Origin of the sequence: Streptomyces sp. NPDC001137 (genome assembly GCF_040298885.1) — a bacterium.
Taxonomy (GTDB): domain Bacteria; phylum Actinomycetota; class Actinomycetes; order Streptomycetales; family Streptomycetaceae; genus Streptomyces.
The window spans coordinates 40,365-59,123 of record NZ_JBEPBA010000019.1 but is presented as its reverse complement, the minus strand read 5'-3'; the positions used below and the strand labels follow the sequence as shown (position 1 = coordinate 59,123).

The following is an 18,759-nucleotide window of genomic DNA, read 5'->3' as shown; positions in this document are numbered from 1 at the left end:
CTGAAACCACTGCAGGAACCTGCTCCGCACCACACCACCGGGAGTGCACGTGGCACGCGTCGTAGTCGACGTCATGCTCAAGCCGGAGATCCTCGACCCCCAGGGCCAGGCGGTGCAGCGCGCACTGCCGCGTCTGGGTTTCGACGGCATCTCCGACGTACGTCAGGGAAAGCGATTCGAACTGGAAGTTGACGGGCCGGTCGACGAGGCCGCCCTCGCCCGCATCCACGATCTTGCGGAATCCTTCCTCGCCAACACCGTGATCGAGGACTTCACCGTCAAGGTGGAGGAAGTCGCGGAGGCCGCGAAGTGACCGCTCGTATTGGCGTCGTCACTTTCCCGGGCAGCCTCGACGACCGGGACACCCAGCGCGCGATCCGCCTCGCGGGCGCGGAACCGGTCGCCCTCTGGCACAAGGACAAGGACCTCCACCAGGTGGACGCGGTCGTCCTTCCGGGCGGTTTCTCCTACGGCGACTATCTGCGGGCCGGCGCCATCTCCCGCTTCTCGCCGGTGATGGAGACGGTCATCGAGCAGGCGAAGGCCGGCCTTCCGGTGCTCGGTATCTGCAACGGCTTCCAGATCCTCACCGAGGCCCACCTCCTCCCGGGCGGCATGCTCGGCAACGACCACCTGCACTTCATCTGCCGCGACCAGAAGCTGCGGGTGGAGAACGCGGACACCGCCTGGACCGTGGACTACGAGCAGGGCCAGGAGATCCACATCCCGCTCAAGAACATGGACGGCCGGTACGTCGCCGACCAGTACACGCTGGACAAGCTGGAGGCGGAGGGCCGCGTCGCCTTCCGTTACCTGGACTTCAACCCCAACGGCTCGCTCAACGACATCGCCGGCATCACCAACGAGGCCGGCAACGTCGTAGGCCTCATGCCGCACCCGGAGCACGCCGTCGAGCCCCTCATCGGCTCTGGCCGCACCGACGGCCTCCCCTTCTTCACCTCGATCCTCAAGAAGCTGGTGGGCGCATGAGCCGGACGCCTCTGGACACGGTCGAGCACGCGGCCGCGACCCCCGACGTCGAGCTGCCCTGGGCCGAACTCGGCCTGAAGAAGGACGAGTACGAGCGCGTGGTCGAGATCCTCGGCCGCCGGCCCACCGGTGCCGAGCTCGCCATGTACTCCGTCATGTGGTCCGAGCACTGCTCGTACAAGAGCAGCAAGGTGCACCTGCGCCAGTTCGGCGAGAAGGCCCCCCAGTCGGATGCCCTTCTCGTCGGCATCGGCGAGAACGCGGGCGTGGTCGACGTCGGCCAGGGCTACGCCGTGACCTTCAAGGTCGAGTCGCACAACCACCCGTCGTACGTCGAGCCCTACCAGGGCGCGGCCACCGGCGTGGGCGGCATCGTGCGCGACATCATCGCGATGGGCGCCCGCCCGGTCGCGGTCGTCGACCCGCTGCGGTTCGGTGCCGCTGATCACCCCGACACCAAGCGGGTCCTCCCGGGTGTCGTCGCCGGTATCGGCGGCTACGGCAACTGCCTCGGCCTGCCCAACATCGGCGGCGAGGTCGTCTTCGACGCCTGCTACCAGGGAAACCCGCTGGTCAACGCCGGTGCCATCGGTGTGATGCGGCACGAGGACATCCACCTGGCGAAGGCGTCCGGCGCGGGCAACAAGGTCATCCTGTACGGCGCCCGGACCGGCGGCGACGGCATCGGCGGCGCCTCGATCCTGGCCTCCGAGACCTTCGACGACGCCAAGCCGTCCAAGCGTCCCGCCGTGCAGGTCGGCGACCCCTTCCAGGAGAAGCTCCTCATCGAGTGCACCCTGGAGGCGTTCAAGGAGAAGCTGGTCGTCGGCATCCAGGACCTGGGCGCGGCGGGCCTGTCCTGCGCCACGTCCGAGCTGGCCTCCAACGGCTCCGGCGGCATGCGCGTGACCCTGGACGACGTACCCCTGCGCGACTCCACGCTCTCGCCCGAGGAAATCCTCATGAGCGAGTCGCAGGAACGCATGTGCGCGGTCGTCGAGCCGGAGAAGGTCGACCGGTTCCTGGAGATCTGCGACAAGTGGGACGTCATCGCCACCGTCATCGGTGAGGTGACCGACGGCGACCGCCTGGAGATCTACTGGCACGGCGGCAAGATCGTCGACGTGGACCCGCGGACCGTGGCGCACGAGGGCCCGACCTACGAGCGGCCCTATGCGCGCCCGGACTGGCAGGACGCCCTGCAGGCGGACGACGCGGGCAAGCTGGCGCGGCCCACGACCTCGGCGGAGCTGAAGGACCAGGTCCTGCAGCTGGTGGCCTCGCCCAACCAGGCCTCCAAGAAGTGGATCACCTCGCAGTACGACCACTTCGTACAGGGCAACACGGTGCTGGCCCAGCCCGAGGACTCGGGCATGATCCGCATCGACGAGGAGTCCGGCCTCGGTGTCGCGATCGCGACGGACGGCAACGGCCGGTACGCCAAGCTGGACCCGTACGCGGGCGCGCAGCTGGCCCTCGCGGAGGCGTACCGCAATGTCGCCACGACCGGCGCCAAGCCGCTGGCCGTCTCCGACTGCCTGAACTTCGGCTCGCCCGAGGACCCGGCCGTGATGTGGCAGTTCGCGGAGGCCATCCGCGGTCTCGCCGACGCCTGTCAGCAGCTCGGCACCCCGGTGACCGGCGGCAACGTCTCGCTCTACAACCAGACGGGTGAGGTGGCCATCCACCCGACGCCCGTGGTCGCGGTCCTGGGCGTCATCGACGACGTGGCCCGCCGCACGCCGGTCGCCTTCCAGGAGGAGGGGCAGCTGCTGTACCTCCTCGGCGACACCCGTGAGGAGTTCGGCGGTTCGGCCTGGTCGCAGGTGATCCACGACCACCTCGGCGGTCTGCCCCCGAAGGTCGACCTGGAGCGCGAGCGCCTCCTCGCCGAGATCCTGATCTCCGCCTCCCGCGACGGCATGATCGACTCCGCGCACGACCTGTCCGACGGCGGCCTCATCCAGGCCGTGGTCGAGTCGGCGCTGCTCGGCGGCAAGGGCGCGCGCCTGGTCGTACCGGACGGGCTCGACGCCTTCACCTTCCTCTTCTCCGAGTCGGCGGGGCGCGCGGTCGTCGCCGTGCCGCGCTCCGAGGAGGTCCGCTTCAACGACATGTGCGGGGCGCGGGGTCTGCCCGTCACGCGCATCGGTGTCGTGGACGGCGACTCGGTCGAGCTCCAGGGCGAGTTCGAACTGTCCCTGGAGGAGCTGCGCGAGGCCCACGAGGGGACGATCCCGGCGCTGCTCGCGTAGGCAGTGGTACGACGGTGAAGGCCCCGCCCGGATCATCCGGGCGGGGCCTTCTCGGCTGGTCGGCGGACACCTTCTCGCTGTTCCACCCCCTTCCGGGCGAGCGGGGGCGGCCTTCGCCGGTGATCACTCGCACGGATGATCGCCCGTGAGTGGTCAGGCCCCAGCGGGCTGGTGCTCCAGCGCGGTCTTCGGAGTGCCGCCCTCGGCCGGCGGGGACGTCGGCAGCCGCAGCGCCAGTACGGCTGCCAGCGTCATCAGTGCCGCCCCGCCCCAGAAGACCGCCTGCGTCGCGTCGGTGAAGGCCTGCACTCCGTCCTGGTGAGCGGCCCCGGTGAGCCGGGCCAGCGTGCTGATGTCACCGCCGGGGCCGTGGGCGGCGTACAGGCGGGCCAGGACGGTGCCGAAGAGGGCGGTGCCCAGGGCGTTGCCGAGGGTCTGGAAGAAGCGGATGCCGCTGGTGGCGACGCCCAGCTGGTGGTGTGGGGCGGCGTTCTGGACCAGGAGGATCAGCTGGCCGACCAGTTGGCCGAAGCCGGCGCCGGCCAGGAAGAGTTCACCGCGGATCAGCCAGAGTGAGGTGTGCGGGGCGGTCGTCGTGGCGAGGAGGGCGAAGGCGACGGCGCTGGTGGCCGTGCCGGTGAGGGTGAAGGTGCGGGCCGTCCAGCCGCGTGCGGTGAGCGGGCCGGTGAGCAGGCCGACCGTCGCCAGGCCGGCGGCCATCGGGACCAGGTACAGGCCCGCTGAGGAACTGGTGATACCGCGGGCGACCTGCAGGTAGATCAGGACGTAGTAGATCGCGCACATCATCGCCCCGCCCATGATGGCCTGAACGGCGAAGCCCAGGCGCACCTCGCGGATCTTGAACAGAGGGAGGGGCAGAACCGGTTCGGGGGCGCGGAGCTGCCGCCAGAGGAAGAGGGCGAGTGCCGCGACCCCCGTCAGGAGGATCCCGGTGATCACCGGAGACGTCCACGCGTACCGCTTCCCGCCCCAGTCCGTCACCAGCAGCAGCGCACTGGAGAAACCGGCCGCGAGCGCGGCGCCCGCGTAGTCGACCGGGCGGCGCACGTGGTGCTCGGGGAGTTTCAGGACGAGTGCGGCGCCGGTCAGGGCGGCGACACCGACGGGCAGGTTGACGTAGAAGATCCAGCGCCAGTTGGCGTGATCGGCCAGCAGGCCGCCGATCCAGGGGCCGACCGCCATGGCCCCGCCGGCGATGAGGCCACCCAGGTTGGTGCCCCTGTCGGCGCTCTTCTCCTCCGGGCCTTTGAGGTGGGCGATGACCACCATCGTCACGCTCATCAGGCCACCGCCGCCCAGGCCCTGCACGGCCCGGGCCGCGATCAACTGCGCCATCGACTGGGCGGCGCCGCACAGCGCGGAGCCGAGCAGGAAGGTGGCGATCGCGCCGGTGAACACGCGTTTCGGGCCGACGACGTCGCACAGCTTGCCGTACAGCGGCAGCAACGCCGCCGACGCCAGCGCGTAGGCGCTGACCAGCCACGGGATCTTGTCGATGCCGTGGCCGGGGTCGAGGTCCCGGACGATCGGGACGGTCGCGGCGGACACGATCTGCATGTCCAGCAGGGCCAGGACGATCGTCAGCAGGCAGACGACGAAGGCGACTTTGCGCTGGGTCTCGGTCATGACACCACCATGAACCCTTTTGTGTACTGAGTCAATGTTTCATCTCGGCTTAAAATTCGCCTTGGTACAGTGAGGGTATGGCTGAAGCGATGGGGCTGCGGGAGCGCAAGAAGGCGCAGACCGCGCGGCGGATCTGGCAGGTGGCCGTCGAGCTGTTCATCGAGCGCGGGTTCGACGCCGTCTCGGTCCAGGAGATCGCCGACGCGGCCGAGGTCTCCAAGATGACCGTCTTCAACTACTTCGGCTCCAAGGAGGACCTCGTCTTCCTGCCCATGGAGGAGCACTTCGCCGACGCGGCCCGCGCGGTGCGCGAGCGCCGGGCCGGCGAGTCCGCCGTGGCGGCGGTGCGCCGGCAGTTCCTGGAGATGGCCGAGGCCCGCGACCCCTCGGTCGGGCTGCACCCCGAACCGCTCGGCCGGCAGCTGCGCCAACTCGTCCTCGGCACCCCGGTCCTGATGGAGCGCGCCTTCCTCTCCGCCCAGAAGGGCACCCGAGACCTGGCCGCGCTGCTCGCCGAGGAGACCGGCGACCCCATGCTCGCCACCGTCGCCGCCGCCATGCTCAGCGCCGCCCGCAACGCCCTCATCGAGGAGCATCACGCCCGCATCGCACGCGGTGAGACCGCCGACGAGGTCGCCGCCGATGCCGCGGAGCGGGCCCGGCAGGCTTTCGACCTGGTCGAAAAGGGGCTGAGCGGCTACGCCGTGAAGGCATAGGCTCGCCGCCATGCCTCCGGCCAAGAAGCGCCCCCGCACCTACGACCCGGCCAAGGTCCGCGCCGCGGTCCTCGCCCAGCTCGGGAACGTACGGGAGACCGTACGGAAGCTGTCCCCCGAGCAGTTCGCGCTCCCCACCCGGCTCGGTGAGTGGACCGTGCGGGAGCTGGTGGCGCACATCGGGATGGCGGTGACGGCCGTACACCGGTCGCTCGACAAGCCGGAGCCCGCCAAGCAGGACGCCGTGCTGCTCGACTGGGCCTTCGCCACCGCCGCCAACTCCTCGGCCATCGACGAGTTCACCCGGCACCTCGCCGAGCAGCACACCGACCTCGGCGCCTATCTCGCGGACATCGAGCAGAGCCTCGGCCGGCTGCTCGACGAGCACCCCGGCAGCCGTCTCCTGGAGACCAACTTCGGCGCCGTGCCCCTCGCGGACTACGTCGTCACCCGCACCGTCGAACTCGTCGTCCACACCGACGACCTGAACGCCGCCGTGCCGGGCCTGGAGGTGCCGTACGACCGCCAGGCCCTCGCCGCCTGCACCCGGCTGCTCGCCGACGCCCTGGCCGCCAAGGCGCCCGGCGCCTCCACCGAGGTGCGGATCCCGCCGTACGCCGTCGTGCAGTGCATCGAGGGCCCCCGGCACACCCGTGGCACCCCGCCGAACGTCGTCGAGACCGACCCGCTGACCTGGATCCGGCTCGCGACCGGGCGCCTGACCTGGGCGGACGCCATCCAGGAGGCCCGGGTCAGCGCCAGCGGGGAACGGGCCGACCTGAGCGGGCTGCTGCCGCTGATGAGGTGAACGGGGGGAACCGGTCTCCCGTCCCTCCCGTCCCATCGGCATGGACAAACAGCGACTCACCCTCGCCGTCCTGATCGTGCTTCCGCTCGTCATGGCGTGCGGAAGCGACACGGGCAGCGCCTCCGTCGCGTCGGAGGTGTCCGGCGTCCACTGGAAGGTCGACAGCGTCACCGTGGACGGCACCACCCGGCGCGCTCCGTCCGACGCCGACCTCCGGATCCGCGCCGACGGAACCGCCGTGGGCAACTACGGCTGCAACGAGTTCGGCGCCAAGGCCGCCTTCAAGGACCACCGCGTCGAACTGACGAACGCCCGCCAGACCCTGATGGCCTGCGAGCCCCGGCGCATGGCCTTCGAGCGGGCCCTCGCCGCCACCCTCACCGACCACGCGCTCACGGTCGAGACCAAGGACGACGGCCTGACGCTCACCACCCACGACGGCGACCGCATCCGGCTGACCGAGGAGCCCCAGGAGAAGAGCGCCCCGCTGTACGGGACGAAGTGGACGATCACGGCACTCGGTGACTCCAACGGCACGGCGACCGGCCTGCCGAGCCGGCAGAAGTCGTCCGCGTACCTCACCTTCGACAAGAAGTCCGGCAAGGTCACCGGCCGCCTCGGCTGCAACCACGTCACCGCGAACGCCACGGTCCGCGACGGACATATCACCCTCGGCGCCCCGTCCACCACACGAATGATGTGCGACACCTCACTCATGCATACGGAGAAGGGCCTCCTGCGCCTCTTCGACGGCACCGTCAGCTACGGGTTGGATCAGCAAACCCTCACGCTGACCAGCGCAAACGGAGAAACCGCCAAGGCGGTCGCCGAGCAGTGATCCATTGGCGGCAGGTATCCCCAATTCGGACCAGTGGTCGATCTCGCCTACACTCGGAGCCGTGCCACGTGGTGACGGTCGACTCAATCATGATCTGCTCCCCGGTGAGAAGGGCCCTCAGGACGCCTGCGGCGTCTTCGGAGTCTGGGCTCCCGGTGAAGAGGTCGCCAAGCTCACTTACTTCGGGCTCTACGCCCTCCAGCATCGGGGCCAGGAATCCGCGGGTATCGCGGTCAGCAACGGCTCCCAGATCCTCGTCTTCAAGGACATGGGCCTCGTCTCCCAGGTCTTCGACGAGACCTCGCTCGGTTCGCTCCAGGGTCATATCGCGGTCGGTCACGCCCGCTACTCGACCACCGGCGCCTCCGTGTGGGAGAACGCCCAGCCGACGTTCCGCGCCACCGCGCACGGCTCCATCGCGCTCGGCCACAACGGCAACCTGGTCAACACGGCCCAGCTCGCCGAGATGGTCGCCGACCTCCCGAAGAAGGAGGGCGGCCGCACCCCGCGCGTGGCGGCCACCAACGACACCGACCTGCTGACGGCGCTGCTCGCCGCCCAGGAGGACGCGGACGGCAAGCCGCTGACCATCGAGGAGGCCGCCCACACGGTCCTCCCGAAGGTGCGCGGTGCCTTCTCCCTCGTCTTCATGGACGAGCACACCCTCTACGCCGCCCGTGACCCGCAGGGCATCCGCCCGCTGGTCCTCGGCCGTCTGGAGCGCGGCTGGGTCGTCGCCTCCGAGTCCGCCGCCCTCGACATCTGCGGCGCCAGCTACGTCCGTGAGATCGAGCCGGGCGAGTTCGTCGCCATCGACGAGAACGGCCTGCGCACCTCTCGATTCGCGGAAGCGAAGCCCAAGGGCTGTGTCTTCGAGTACGTGTACCTGGCCCGCCCGGACACCGACATCGCCGGCCGGAACGTGTACCTCTCCCGCGTGGAGATGGGCCGCAAGCTGGCGAAGGAAGCCCCGGTCGAGGCCGACCTGGTCATAGCGACCCCGGAGTCCGGCACCCCGGCCGCCATCGGCTACGCGGAGGCCTCCGGCATCCCCTTCGGCGCGGGTCTCGTGAAGAACGCGTACGTCGGCCGGACCTTCATCCAGCCCTCGCAGACGATCCGCCAGCTCGGCATCCGTCTGAAGCTGAACCCGCTGAAGGAAGTCATCAAGGGCAAGCGCCTGGTCGTCGTCGACGACTCGATCGTGCGCGGCAACACCCAGCGGGCGCTGGTGCGGATGCTCCGGGAGGCCGGGGCCGCCGAGGTCCACATCCGGATCTCCTCGCCGCCCGTGAAGTGGCCCTGCTTCTTCGGCATCGACTTCGCCACCCGCGCCGAGCTCATCGCCAACGGCATGACCATCGACGAGATCGGCACCTCGCTGGGCGCCGACTCGCTGGCGTACATCTCCATCGACGGCATGATCGAGGCGACCACCATCGCCAAGCCGAACCTGTGCCGCGCCTGCTTCGACGGCGAGTACCCGATGGAGCTCCCCGACCCCGAGCTGCTCGGCAAGCAGCTGCTGGAGACGGAGCTGGCCGCGGGTCCCGCGGCCACGGCCGCGGCCGACGCGATCCGTCGCCCGTAGAGCCCGCCCTACCTGCAGTACGACACGAAAGCTCTCATAGCCATGTCTGAGACAACTGGTGCCAGCTACGCAGCCGCGGGCGTCGACATCGAAGCGGGCGACCGCGCCGTCGAGCTGATGAAGGAGTGGGTGAAGAAGACGCAGCGCCCCGAAGTCCTCGGCGGCCTCGGCGGCTTCGCCGGCCTCTTCGACGCCTCCGCCCTCAAGCGCTTCGAGCGTCCCCTCCTCGCCTCCGCCACCGACGGTGTGGGCACCAAGGTCGACATCGCGCGCCAGTTGGGTGTGTACGACACCATCGGCCACGACCTGGTCGCGATGGTCATGGACGACATCGTGGTGTGCGGCGCCGAGCCGCTGTTCATGACCGACTACATCTGCGTCGGCAAGGTCCACCCCGAGCGGGTGGCCGCGATCGTCAAGGGCATCGCGGAGGGCTGTGTGCTGGCCGGCTGCGCTCTCGTGGGCGGCGAGACCGCCGAACACCCGGGGCTGCTCGGCCCGGACGACTTCGACGTCGCCGGCGCCGGGACGGGCGCCGTGGAGGCCGACCGGCTGCTGGGCCCGGATCGTATCCGTACGGGTGACGCGGTGATCGCCATGGCGGCCTCCGGGCTTCACTCGAACGGGTACTCGCTCGTCCGGCACGTCCTGCTGAACCAGGCGGGTCTGTCGCTCGACGCGCGGATCGAGGAGTTCGGCCGCACCCTCGGCGAGGAGCTGCTGGAGCCGACCAAGATCTACTCGCTGGACTGCCTGGCCCTGACCCGTACCACCGAGGTGCACGCGTTCAGCCATGTCACGGGTGGCGGCCTCGCCGCGAACCTCGCCCGTGTCATCCCCGACGAGCTGCACGCGATCGTCGACCGCTCCACCTGGACCCCGGCCCCGGTCTTCGACCTCGTCGGCAGGACGGGTCAGGTCGAGCGCCTGGAGCTGGAGAAGACCCTCAACATGGGCGTGGGCATGATCGCCATCGTCCCCGAGGAGTCCACGGACGTGGCCCTGGCGACTCTGGCCGACCGCGGGGTCGAGGCATGGGTCGCCGGAGAGATCACCGACCGCGGGGACCACGCCACGGGCGCGGAGCTGGTCGGCGACTACAGCGCCTGACGGCCGCTGGGACAGCGCAAAACCCGGTCCGGTGGTGTGGACCACCCCGGACCGGGTCAAGCACAGCTAGTGCGTCAAGCGCCGCGGCGATGTTGTGACGACGCGGGACCGGACTCGTCGTCCTCGTCCTCATCGTCGTCGTTGTAGAGATCCGCGTACTGGGCGTACGGGTCGTCTTCGTCCTCGTCGTCCTCGAACGGCTCGCCGTTCGGCGGCTGGCTCGAAGTCGAAGCGCCCAGCTCGCTGGCCAGACGCGACAGGTCAGTCCCGCCGCTGTTGTACTTCAGCTGGCGGGCGACCTTCGTCTGCTTGGCCTTGGCCCGGCCGCGCCCCATGGCTCGACCCCCTCGGTGACGGGGCTCGACGGCCCCAGAGTCTTGACACGCGTTCATGATCTGGAACGGGCTCTCCGCGGAGAGACCGGTCCGTAGGGCTTCCACGGTACCTGAGCCCGCGCCCATACGGTACGTCGCCCGCAGGACGGGCCCGGGTCCAGGACCCTCGGGGCGCCCCGTCCCCGCTGGTCAACCGCGATTTTAACCACTTCTCGGCAGGCGACCCGCCGACGAACGTGAGAGTTCTCTCTAAGTGTGCGCCGACGGGTACCGGCCAAACCTCCCGAAGGTCAGAGACTGCGCCCCGCGGCGGCCTCGTGCATCCGCTGCTCGGCGATCCGGTCGGCCGCCGCGGCCGGCGGAATCCCGTCCGTCTTCGCACGTGCGAATATGGCCAGGGTGGTGTCGAAGATCTTCGCCGCCTTCGCCTTGCACCGCTCGAAGTCGAAGCCGTGCAGCTCGTCGGCGACCTGGATGACACCGCCGGCGTTCACCACGTAGTCCGGCGCGTAGAGGATCCCGCGGTCGGCGAGGTCCTTCTCGACGCCTGGGTGGGCGAGCTGGTTGTTGGCGGCACCGCAGACGATCCTCGCGGTCAGCGCGGGCACGGTGTCGTCGTTCAGGGCACCGCCGAGCGCGCAGGGGGCGTAGATGTCCAGGCCCTCGGCGCGGATCAGGGTCGCGGTGTCGGCGACGGCGCTCACGCCCTGCGGGTGCGCGGCGAGGATCCGTCCCACGGCCTCCTCGCGCACATCGGTGATGACGACCTCGGCGCCCTCGTCGCGCAGGTGCCGGACCAGGTGGTGGCCGACCTTGCCGACGCCCGCGATGCCCACCTTGCGGCCGCGCAGCGAGGGGTCGCCCCACAGGTGCTGGGCGCTGGCCCGCATGCCCTGGTAGACGCCGAAGGCGGTGAGGACGGAGGAGTCGCCGGCGCCGCCGTTCTCCGGGGAGCGTCCGGTCGTCCAGCGGCACTCCCGGGCCACGACGTCCATGTCGGCGACATACGTACCGACGTCGCACGCGGTGACGTAGCGCCCGCCGAGGGAGGCGACCATGCGCCCGTAGGCGAGCAGCAGCTGCTCGGCCTTGTCCCTCTCCGGGTCGCCGATGATCACGGCCTTGCCGCCGCCGTGGTCGAGACCGGCCATGGCGTTCTTGTACGACATCCCGCGCGCGAGGTTCAGCGCGTCGGCGACGGCCTCCGCCTCGGTCGCGTACGGGTAGAAGCGGGTACCACCGAGGGCGGGGCCCAGGGCGGTGCTGTGGATGGCGATGACGGCCTTGAGACCGCTGGCGCGGTCCTGGCAGAGCACGACTTGCTCATGTCCGCCCTGGTCCGAGTGGAACAGGGTGTGCAGTACATCAGCAGGTGCGCCGGTTACGTCGGTCACTGTGGTGACTCCTGAGTAGCTAGCGGCGGTCGGAGACCAGCTCCCGTGCGGGTGGCGGGTGCTGTGAGCATGAGATTAGAGCCTGGGCGCCCCCGTCACCGCGCAGTGCTCAGGATCACCCACTCGCGGAGTACGTCCGTGCGACGATTTGCATAGATTTCCCGCCGGTTTGTGAGCGGGTTCGGCAGGTTTTCCCGGTGGTGGGCGGGGGAGGGAGCAGGCGTGCCCAAGGTGTCCTCGGTGATCGTCCCGTACGCGACGTACCTGCGCGTGTACGAGCCACTGGCCGCCTTCCCCGAGCCGGAGCGCAGCCACTGGGCGCGCTACGCCCGGCGCGCCGACCGTCCCTCGTACCAGGACGAACTGCGCCGCTCCCTGGCCGACTTGGTGCCGACCCCGCCGATCCCGGTGCCGGTGCACGAGAGCAGCGACGCCTTCGTGCTGGAGGCCGACGGGGTGCTGTGCGTATGCCCCTGGCGGACCCGGCTGCGCGGCTGGCAGGCCCTCCAGGAGCTGCCCGAGGAGCTGCCGAGGCCGGTGCTGGACGCGGTGCTCCCGGAGGTCGTACGCCGCCAGGCGACCCAGGACTACGAGCGCTGGCTGGTGCGCAACCCGGACGCCCGCCCGTGGATCCGCACGGCGACCTGGCAGGTCCCGCTGCACTGGTTCGTGCTGGTGGCGGACGAGGAGCGGCGCTTCGACAAGGGCTCCGGCGAGATCCCCCCGATGCTGCGCTACCAGACGCCCATGGTGCAGGCGCGGCGGCGGGTGGCGCGGGCGCTGCGGGCCCTCAAGGACGGCATCGACGAGGGGCCGCTGATCGACGGCCTGGTGGACGTGGGGCGCTGGCTGGAGGAGTTCCACCCGCGCTCGACGGTGGAGCTGGACTACGGCGGCCTGGTGCACACGCTGCCGGCCGGCGAGCTCGAGGACGACCACTCCGCGGCGGACGTCGCCGAGGGCATCGAGGCGCTGCGGCAGGGCGACGGGGCGGCCGCGGGGGCGGCGTACGCGCGGCTGGTGGAGCGCTGGCGGGCGGTCCGGGACCGGCGCTCGGCCAACTGAGAGCCATCTCAGGTAACGAACTGACGTTTGACGAATCGCCCGTTTTGGGGTTTCGTCCTCGCACCGAAGTGTGCTCTGAGTTTCCTGAGGTTTCGTCAACATGGGACGTAGGTCCCGATCCGGGCGTTCATCTCAAGCTGTGCCAAGCGTGATGGACCGCACTTACGCGGCCCTTGCGTCCCTTGCCCCTCCTCGTGCCAAAATAGGACAAGGAGTCCGGGGAGGGCTCCGTCCGTCCCGGTGCGTACCACTGTGGGCGGAATCTCAGCATTGCACGCTTTGGGGGGTCTCGTGGCTCCTGATTGTCCTGTGACTGATCGTCACAGTGACGTGACTGTCCGCTATGGCATGGTCCATCGGCTTCCGTCGCTGATGAACACCTGGAGGGGCAATTCCATCGGTTTGGCCGACGCGGCTGGACAGATGGTGTAGTTGTAGTGCCGAGGACAAGCCGTTCGTCCTATAACCGACTCGACTCGCGTCCACCATTTCGGGCAACGCGGGTCAAGGTGCAGAATTTAGAGGAAAGAACCGAGAAGGTTCGGTTCTCCCGAGGAGGCCGCTCATGACCGCTCGCACCCCTGATGCCGAGCCGCTGCTGACCCCGGCTGAGGTCGCCACGATGTTCCGCGTCGACCCCAAGACGGTCACGCGGTGGGCGAAGGCCGGAAAGCTCACTTCGATCCGTACGCTCGGCGGGCACCGCCGCTACCGCGAGGCGGAGGTCCGTGCACTGCTCGCGGGCATCCCGCAGCAGCGCAGCGAGGCCTGAACAACTGCATAACAGGGCAAACCGGCAGGTCCCCCACTTGCCGCGGCGCCCGAACTCTTGGCTCCAAGCGACGCGGGGTCTGCCCCAACAGGCTCCACGCCCACGCTCTTCAGAGCTTTCCAAGCAAGTAACAGGGTGCGTCGTTGATCGCGCTGGACTCCGCCGGGTCCAGCGCGATCTTTTTTGTGCGCGGGGCCTGTCTGGCCCGAGGCGCTGTGATCGGCCTTGTCGGAGTCTGGGGAAGGGTGTCGGACCGCCTGTGGGGCCCGCGCGGCCGGGGCCCTGCGGCAGCCTCGCGGAGGAGTCCCCGAGTGGTGCAATTGCACATATAAAATTGACCACTTGTAGGCGAGGTGTAAGTACCGCGCTTTCAGAAACTCATGCGGTGACACCCGTCACACGCCGCGGTCCTTGTTGCCCTCTGCGTCCGTGCGCTAGTGGAGGCGGGCGGTCCAGATTCCCATGGCGGGGCGGGCGTTGGGCCGCCGGCCGTCATGCGCCGGCGGCACTTTCCTCCTCGACGACCTCGTCCGGGACCTCGCCGGCCCTCGGTGAGTCCATCGCCAGCCGCAGCAGGTGGTGGCAAATGGGGCAGTGGCGGGTCAGATGGCCGTACGAGGAAGCGGCCGACAGATGCGCACGGAGCAGGGCCCGTGTCTCGTGCCTGACCGACGCCGCCATACGCCACCTCCACGGGGCCGAACGGGGAACGGCCCTGTCTTCTGGGTACCGACGGAATGTGACGCCGTCAAGACAGCGTGGGGCTGCGCCGGTGCAGCGTGACGGGGCCTCGCCGGTGTGACAGCGCACGGCGCCGCGGTGGCCGTCCCTGGGGGCTGCCGCCCCCAGCCCCCCGCTTCGGCCTGAACGGCCTCGTCCTCAAACGCCGGACGGGCTGATTGGCGGCGCGGGCGCGGCCTCCGCCTGGCAGGGTGACGAGTGGTGGATGGGTTCGGGCACGAAGAAGGCCCGCACCTTGTTCGGTGCGGGCCTTCTCACTTCACTGCGGTCCTGACGGGATTTGAACCCGCGGCCTCCACCTTGACAGGGTGGCGAGCACTCCAAACTGCTCCACAGGACCAGGTTTCGCGGCGCCATTCGTGCGTTGCGCTGCGAGAAGAGACTGTACAGGAGGGTGAGCCCGCTGGTCGAACTCACCCACTGTGCGCGGCCGGTTACGGGACGGCCGCGTCGATCGCCTTCACGATCCGCTTGTCGGAGACCGGGTACGCCGTCCCCAGCGCATGGGCGAAATAGCTGACCCGGAGCTCCTCGATCATCCAGCGGATGTCCAGCACCGAGGAGGGAACCGGGCGGCCCTGGGGCAGCTGCTCCAGGAGCCACGCGTACTCGTCCTGCATCTCGTGGACCTTCTCCATGCGCGTCGTGTCCCGCTGGACACCCGTGGGCATCTGCTGGAGGCGGCGGTCCGCGGCGACCAGGTAGCGCATCAGGTCGGGCAGGCGGCGAAGCCCCGTCTCCGTCACGAAGCCGGGCTTCACAAGGCCGTCCAACTGCCCCCGGACGTCCTGGAGGTTCGGGAGCAGCGCAGGGCTGCGTACGGACTTCAGACGGCGCTCACAGGCCTGCCAGGCGGCCAGTACCTGCTGCACCTGCCCCACCGTACGGACCGTCGAGTCCACGATCTCCGCGCGCACCTTGTCGTACAGCTTCCGGTACGACTCCTCGTCCCAGGCCGGGCCCCCGAAGTCCCCGATCAGCTTGTCCGCCGCCGCCATCGCGCAGTCGTCGAACAGGGCCTGGATCGAGCCGTGCGGGTTCGCGGACAGGGCGAGCTTCTGGGCGTTCGTCAGGCGGTCGCTCGCGAATTTGGCGGGGTTGACCGGGATGTTGCGCAGGATCAGCCTGCGCGTGCCCTTCCACATCGCCTCCGCCTGTTCCGCCTCCGTGTCGAAGAGGCGGACCGAGACCGTGTCGCCGTCGTCCACCAGCGCCGGATACGCCTTCACCGGCTGGCCCGCCCGGCGCGTCTCGAAGACGCGGGTCAGCGAGCCGATCGTCCAGTCCGTCAGGCCCTTGCGCTCCAGGGACGGGCCTCCCTCGCGCGAGGCGGTGGCCGCGGCGGCCTGGGAGAGGGCCTTGCGGGCCTTCGGCTTCAGCCGGAGCCGCAGTGCCTCCAGGTCCTTGTCCTCGGCCAGCTTGCGCCGCCGCTCGTCGACGATGCGGAACGTGATGCGCAGATGGTCCGGGACCTTCGACCAGTCGAAGTCCGACGCCTCGAAGGGCACTCCGACCATGCGCTTCAGCTCGCGCGCCATCGTCACCGTCAAAGGCTCCTGCAACGACTGTGCTTGATTGCGCCCCTCCGGGGACGACGCCGTATCCAGGAAGCGCTTCGCGAAGTTCGGTGCCGGCACGTAGTTGCGGCGGATCGGCTTCGGGAGCGAGCGGATCAGCTCGGTGACGAGTTCCTCCCGCAGGCCCGGGATCTGCCAGTCGAAGCCCTCGTCCGTGACCTGGTTGAGGACCTGGAGCGGGACATGGACCGTCACGCCGTCCGCGTCGGCTCCCGGCTCGAACTGGTACGTCACCCGGAACTTCAGCGGCCCCTGCCGCCACGTGTCGGGATAGTCGGCCTTGGTGACCGCCTCCGCCGACTCCCGGATGAGCATCTCCCGCTCGAAGTCCAGGAACTCCGGCTGCTCCTGCCGCTTCCGCTTCCACCAGGAGTCGAAGTGCGCGCCGGACACGACGTGTTCGGGCACCTTCTGGTCGTAGAAGTCGAAGAGCGTGTCGTCGTCGACGACGATGTCCCGGCGCCGGGCGCGGTGCTCCAGCTCCTCGACCTCGCTGAGGAGTCTGCGGTTGTCGGCGAAGAACTTGTGGTGCGTACGCCAGTCGCCCTCGACGAGCGCGTTGCGGATGAACAGCTCGCGGGAGACCTCGGGGTCGATGCGGCCGTAGTTCACCTTCCGCTGGGCGACGATCGGGATGCCGTACAGCGTGACCTTCTCGTACGCCATCACGGCCGCCTGGTCCTTCTCCCAGTGCGGTTCGCTGTACGTGCGCTTCAGCAAATGCTCCGCGAGCGGCTCGACCCACTCCGGCTCGATCCTCGCGTTGACGCGGGCCCAGAGCCGGGACGTCTCCACCAGCTCCGCGGACATCACGAACCGCGGCTGCTTCCTGAAGAGGGCCGAGCCCGGGAAGATCGCGAACTTGGCGTTGCGGGCGCCCAGATACTCGTTCTTCGCGCCGTCCTTCACGTCCTTCATGCCGATGTGGGACAGGAGTCCGGCGAGGAGCGATAGGTGGATGCGGTCGGCGGGGGCGTCCTCCTCATTGAGGTGGATGCCCATCTGCTTGGCGACCGTCCTCAACTGCGTGTAGATGTCCTGCCATTCGCGAATGCGCAGGAAGTTGAGGTACTCCTGCTTGCACATCCGGCGGAAGGAGCTCGAACCCCGCTCCTTCTGCTGCTCGCGGATGTAGCGCCACAGGTTGAGGTAGGCGAGGAAGTCGCTGGTCTCGTCCTTGAAGCGGGCGTGCTGCTGGTCCGCCTGGGCCTGTTTGTCGGCGGGGCGCTCGCGGGGGTCCTGGATGGACAGCGCGGCGGCTATGACCATGACCTCGCGGACACAGCCGTTCTTGTCGGCCTCCAGGACCATACGGGCCAGCCGCGGGTCGACGGGCAGCTGGGCGAGCCTGCGGCCGGTCGGGGTGAGACGCTTGCGTACGTCCTTCTCGGCCGGGTCCAGCGCGTGCAGCTCCTGGAGCAGTTGCACGCCGTCGCGGATGTTGCGGTGGTCCGGCGGGTCGATGAAGGGGAACTTCTCGATGTCGCCGAGGCCGGCCGCGGTCATCTGCAGGATGACCGACGCCAGGTTCGTACGGAGGATCTCCGCGTCCGTGAACTCCGGGCGGGCGAGGAAGTCGTCCTCGGAGTAGAGGCGGATGCAGATGCCGTCGGAGGTACGGCCGCAGCGGCCCTTGCGCTGGTTGGCGCTGGCCTGCGAGATCGGCTCGATCGGCAGGCGCTGGACCTTGGTGCGGTGGCTGTAGCGGCTGATTCTGGCGAAGCCCGGGTCGATGACGTACTTGATGCCCGGGACGGTCAGCGAGGTCTCGGCGACGTTCGTGGCCAGAACGATCCTGCGGCCCGCGTGCGGCTGGAAGACGCGGTGCTGCTCGGCGTGCGAGAGGCGCGCGTAGAGGGGCAGGACCTCGGTGCCCTGCCCATTAGCGCCTCCGGCGCGGGGGTAGTTCTTCTTGACCAGCGCGTCCGCCGTGTCGCGGATCTCCCGCTCGCCCGAGAGGAAGACGAGGATGTCGCCCTTGCCCTCGCCCTGGAGCTCCTCGACCGCGTCGCAGATCGCGGTGATCTGGTCGCGGTCGGAGTCGTCGCCGTCCTCTTCGAGGAGGGGCCGGTAGCGGACCTCGACGGGGTACGTCCGCCCGCTGACCTCGATGATCGGTGCGTCGCCGAAGTGCCGGGAGAAGCGCTCGGGGTCGATGGTCGCGGAGGTGATCACGACCTTGAGATCGGGCCGCTTCGGCAGCAGCTGCGCGAGATACCCGAGCAGGAAGTCGATGTTGAGGGACCGCTCGTGGGCCTCGTCGATGATGATCGTGTCGTAGGCGCGCAGCTCGCGGTCGGTCTGGATCTCGGCGAGCAGGATGCCGTCCGTCATCAGCTTGATGAAGGTCGAGTCCTGGTTCACCTGGTCGGTGAACCGCACCTTCCAGCCGACGGCCTCGCCGAGCGGCGTGTCCAGCTCCTCGGCCACGCGCTCGGCGACCGTGCGGGCGGCGATACGACGGGGCTGGGTGTGCCCGATCATCCCCCTGACGCCACGCCCGAGCTCGAGACAGATCTTGGGGATCTGGGTGGTCTTTCCGGACCCGGTCTCACCGGCGACGATGACGACCTGGTGATCGCGGATCGCGTCGGCGATGTCGCTCTTCTTCTGGCTGACCGGGAGCTGCGCGGGATACGTGATCGCGGGCACGCCGGCGCGCCGGGTGCCGATCCGCTCCTCGGCCTTGCCGATCTCCGCCTCGATCTCGGCGAGAACGGCGGCACGGGCCTCCGGCTTACGGATCTTGCGCGCGCCTTCGAGCCTGCGCCCGAGCCGCTGCGCGTCGCGCAGGGAGAGCTCGGTCAGGCGGGGGGCCAGATCGCCGAGGGCCGGCGAACCGGGCGCCGGGGTGCCAGATGCCGGAGTGCCGGGGGCAGGATGCGTAGACATACGCGATCCAGGATCTCATCCCTGGGAA

The 18,759-nt window shown here is 69.4% G+C and carries 15 protein-coding genes and 1 tRNA gene; 10 read left to right on the top strand and 6 right to left on the bottom strand.

Going from position 1 to position 18,759, the window contains the following annotated elements; genetic code table 11:
* Nucleotides 1-49: 49 nt before the first annotated feature.
* The 3 genes from purS to purL are packed head-to-tail and all read left to right on the top strand — an operon-like array spanning nt 50 to nt 3,245.
* Nucleotides 50-313 carry a phosphoribosylformylglycinamidine synthase subunit PurS gene (gene purS / locus ABT254_RS31460; protein WP_007383088.1) on the top strand — a complete coding sequence of 88 codons (264 nt, stop codon included), beginning with the start codon at nt 50-52 and terminating at the stop codon, nt 311-313.
* Complete coding sequence (gene purQ / locus ABT254_RS31455; protein ID WP_351477407.1) at nt 310-990, top strand: phosphoribosylformylglycinamidine synthase subunit PurQ; 681 nt, start codon at nt 310-312, stop codon at nt 988-990. Before purS ends, purQ begins: the two co-directional genes overlap by 4 nt.
* On the top strand, nt 987-3,245 hold the full coding sequence (gene purL / locus ABT254_RS31450; protein WP_351477404.1) for a phosphoribosylformylglycinamidine synthase subunit PurL: 2,259 nt from the start codon (nt 987-989) through the stop codon (nt 3,243-3,245). The genes purQ and purL overlap by 4 nt, the downstream gene beginning before the upstream one ends.
* A 153-nt stretch (nt 3,246-3,398) precedes the next feature.
* On the opposite strand, the gene ABT254_RS31445 is transcribed toward purL, so the two are convergent.
* Nucleotides 3,399-4,892 carry an MFS transporter gene (locus ABT254_RS31445; RefSeq protein ID WP_351477401.1) on the bottom strand — a complete coding sequence of 498 codons (1,494 nt, stop codon included), beginning with the start codon at nt 4,890-4,892 and terminating at the stop codon, nt 3,399-3,401.
* A gap of 77 nt (nt 4,893-4,969) precedes the next feature.
* Here ABT254_RS31445 and ABT254_RS31440 point away from each other — a divergent pair, with 77 nt between their 5' ends.
* The 5 genes from ABT254_RS31440 (at nt 4,970) to purM (ending at nt 9,955) form a co-directional block, all read left to right on the top strand.
* Nucleotides 4,970-5,608: a TetR/AcrR family transcriptional regulator gene (locus tag ABT254_RS31440; protein ID WP_351477398.1), complete on the top strand. Its 639-nt coding sequence runs from the start codon at nt 4,970-4,972 to the stop codon at nt 5,606-5,608.
* A 10-nt stretch (nt 5,609-5,618) separates the two neighbouring features.
* A complete protein-coding gene (locus tag ABT254_RS31435; RefSeq protein ID WP_351477396.1) occupies nt 5,619-6,416 on the top strand; it encodes a maleylpyruvate isomerase family mycothiol-dependent enzyme in 798 nt (265 codons plus the stop codon).
* Between the two features lie 40 nt (nt 6,417-6,456).
* Complete coding sequence (locus ABT254_RS31430) at nt 6,457-7,254, top strand: META domain-containing protein (RefSeq protein WP_351477394.1); 798 nt, start codon at nt 6,457-6,459, stop codon at nt 7,252-7,254.
* Nucleotides 7,255-7,315: 61 nt separating this feature from the next.
* A complete protein-coding gene (purF, locus tag ABT254_RS31425; RefSeq protein WP_123966093.1) occupies nt 7,316-8,845 on the top strand; it encodes an amidophosphoribosyltransferase in 1,530 nt (509 codons plus the stop codon).
* Nucleotides 8,846-8,887: 42 nt separating this feature from the next.
* Nucleotides 8,888-9,955, top strand: a complete 1,068-nt coding sequence (gene purM / locus ABT254_RS31420; protein ID WP_351477390.1) for a phosphoribosylformylglycinamidine cyclo-ligase — start codon at nt 8,888-8,890, stop codon at nt 9,953-9,955.
* Between the two features lie 74 nt (nt 9,956-10,029).
* Here the strand turns inward: purM and ABT254_RS31415 are convergent, their stop codons facing one another.
* Together ABT254_RS31415 and ABT254_RS31410 are read right to left on the bottom strand one after the other, a co-directional pair.
* On the bottom strand, nt 10,030-10,290 hold the full coding sequence (locus ABT254_RS31415; protein ID WP_351477387.1) for a DUF3073 domain-containing protein: 261 nt from the start codon (nt 10,288-10,290) through the stop codon (nt 10,030-10,032).
* A 290-nt stretch (nt 10,291-10,580) separates the two neighbouring features.
* Complete coding sequence (locus ABT254_RS31410; RefSeq protein WP_351477384.1) at nt 10,581-11,684, bottom strand: Leu/Phe/Val dehydrogenase; 1,104 nt, start codon at nt 11,682-11,684, stop codon at nt 10,581-10,583.
* 222 nt (nt 11,685-11,906) lie between these two features.
* Between ABT254_RS31410 and ABT254_RS31405 the strand changes: the two genes are divergently transcribed.
* Together ABT254_RS31405 and bldC are read left to right on the top strand one after the other, a co-directional pair.
* On the top strand, nt 11,907-12,749 hold the full coding sequence (locus tag ABT254_RS31405; RefSeq protein ID WP_351477381.1) for a DUF8083 family protein: 843 nt from the start codon (nt 11,907-11,909) through the stop codon (nt 12,747-12,749).
* 565 nt (nt 12,750-13,314) lie between these two features.
* Nucleotides 13,315-13,521, top strand: a complete 207-nt coding sequence (bldC, locus tag ABT254_RS31400; protein WP_003949541.1) for a developmental transcriptional regulator BldC — start codon at nt 13,315-13,317, stop codon at nt 13,519-13,521.
* Between the two features lie 492 nt (nt 13,522-14,013).
* Here the strand turns inward: bldC and ABT254_RS31395 are convergent, their stop codons facing one another.
* From ABT254_RS31395 to hrpA, 3 genes are all read right to left on the bottom strand, one after another.
* Entirely contained in the window at nt 14,014-14,202 is a 189-nt protein-coding gene (locus ABT254_RS31395; RefSeq protein WP_351477378.1) for a DUF6274 family protein, read from the bottom strand.
* A 325-nt stretch (nt 14,203-14,527) separates the two neighbouring features.
* A tRNA-Asp gene (locus tag ABT254_RS31390) sits at nt 14,528-14,602 on the bottom strand.
* A 94-nt stretch (nt 14,603-14,696) separates the two neighbouring features.
* On the bottom strand, nt 14,697-18,731 hold the full coding sequence (gene hrpA, locus ABT254_RS31385; protein WP_351477375.1) for an ATP-dependent RNA helicase HrpA: 4,035 nt from the start codon (nt 18,729-18,731) through the stop codon (nt 14,697-14,699).
* Between the last annotated feature and the right edge of the window lie 28 nt (nt 18,732-18,759).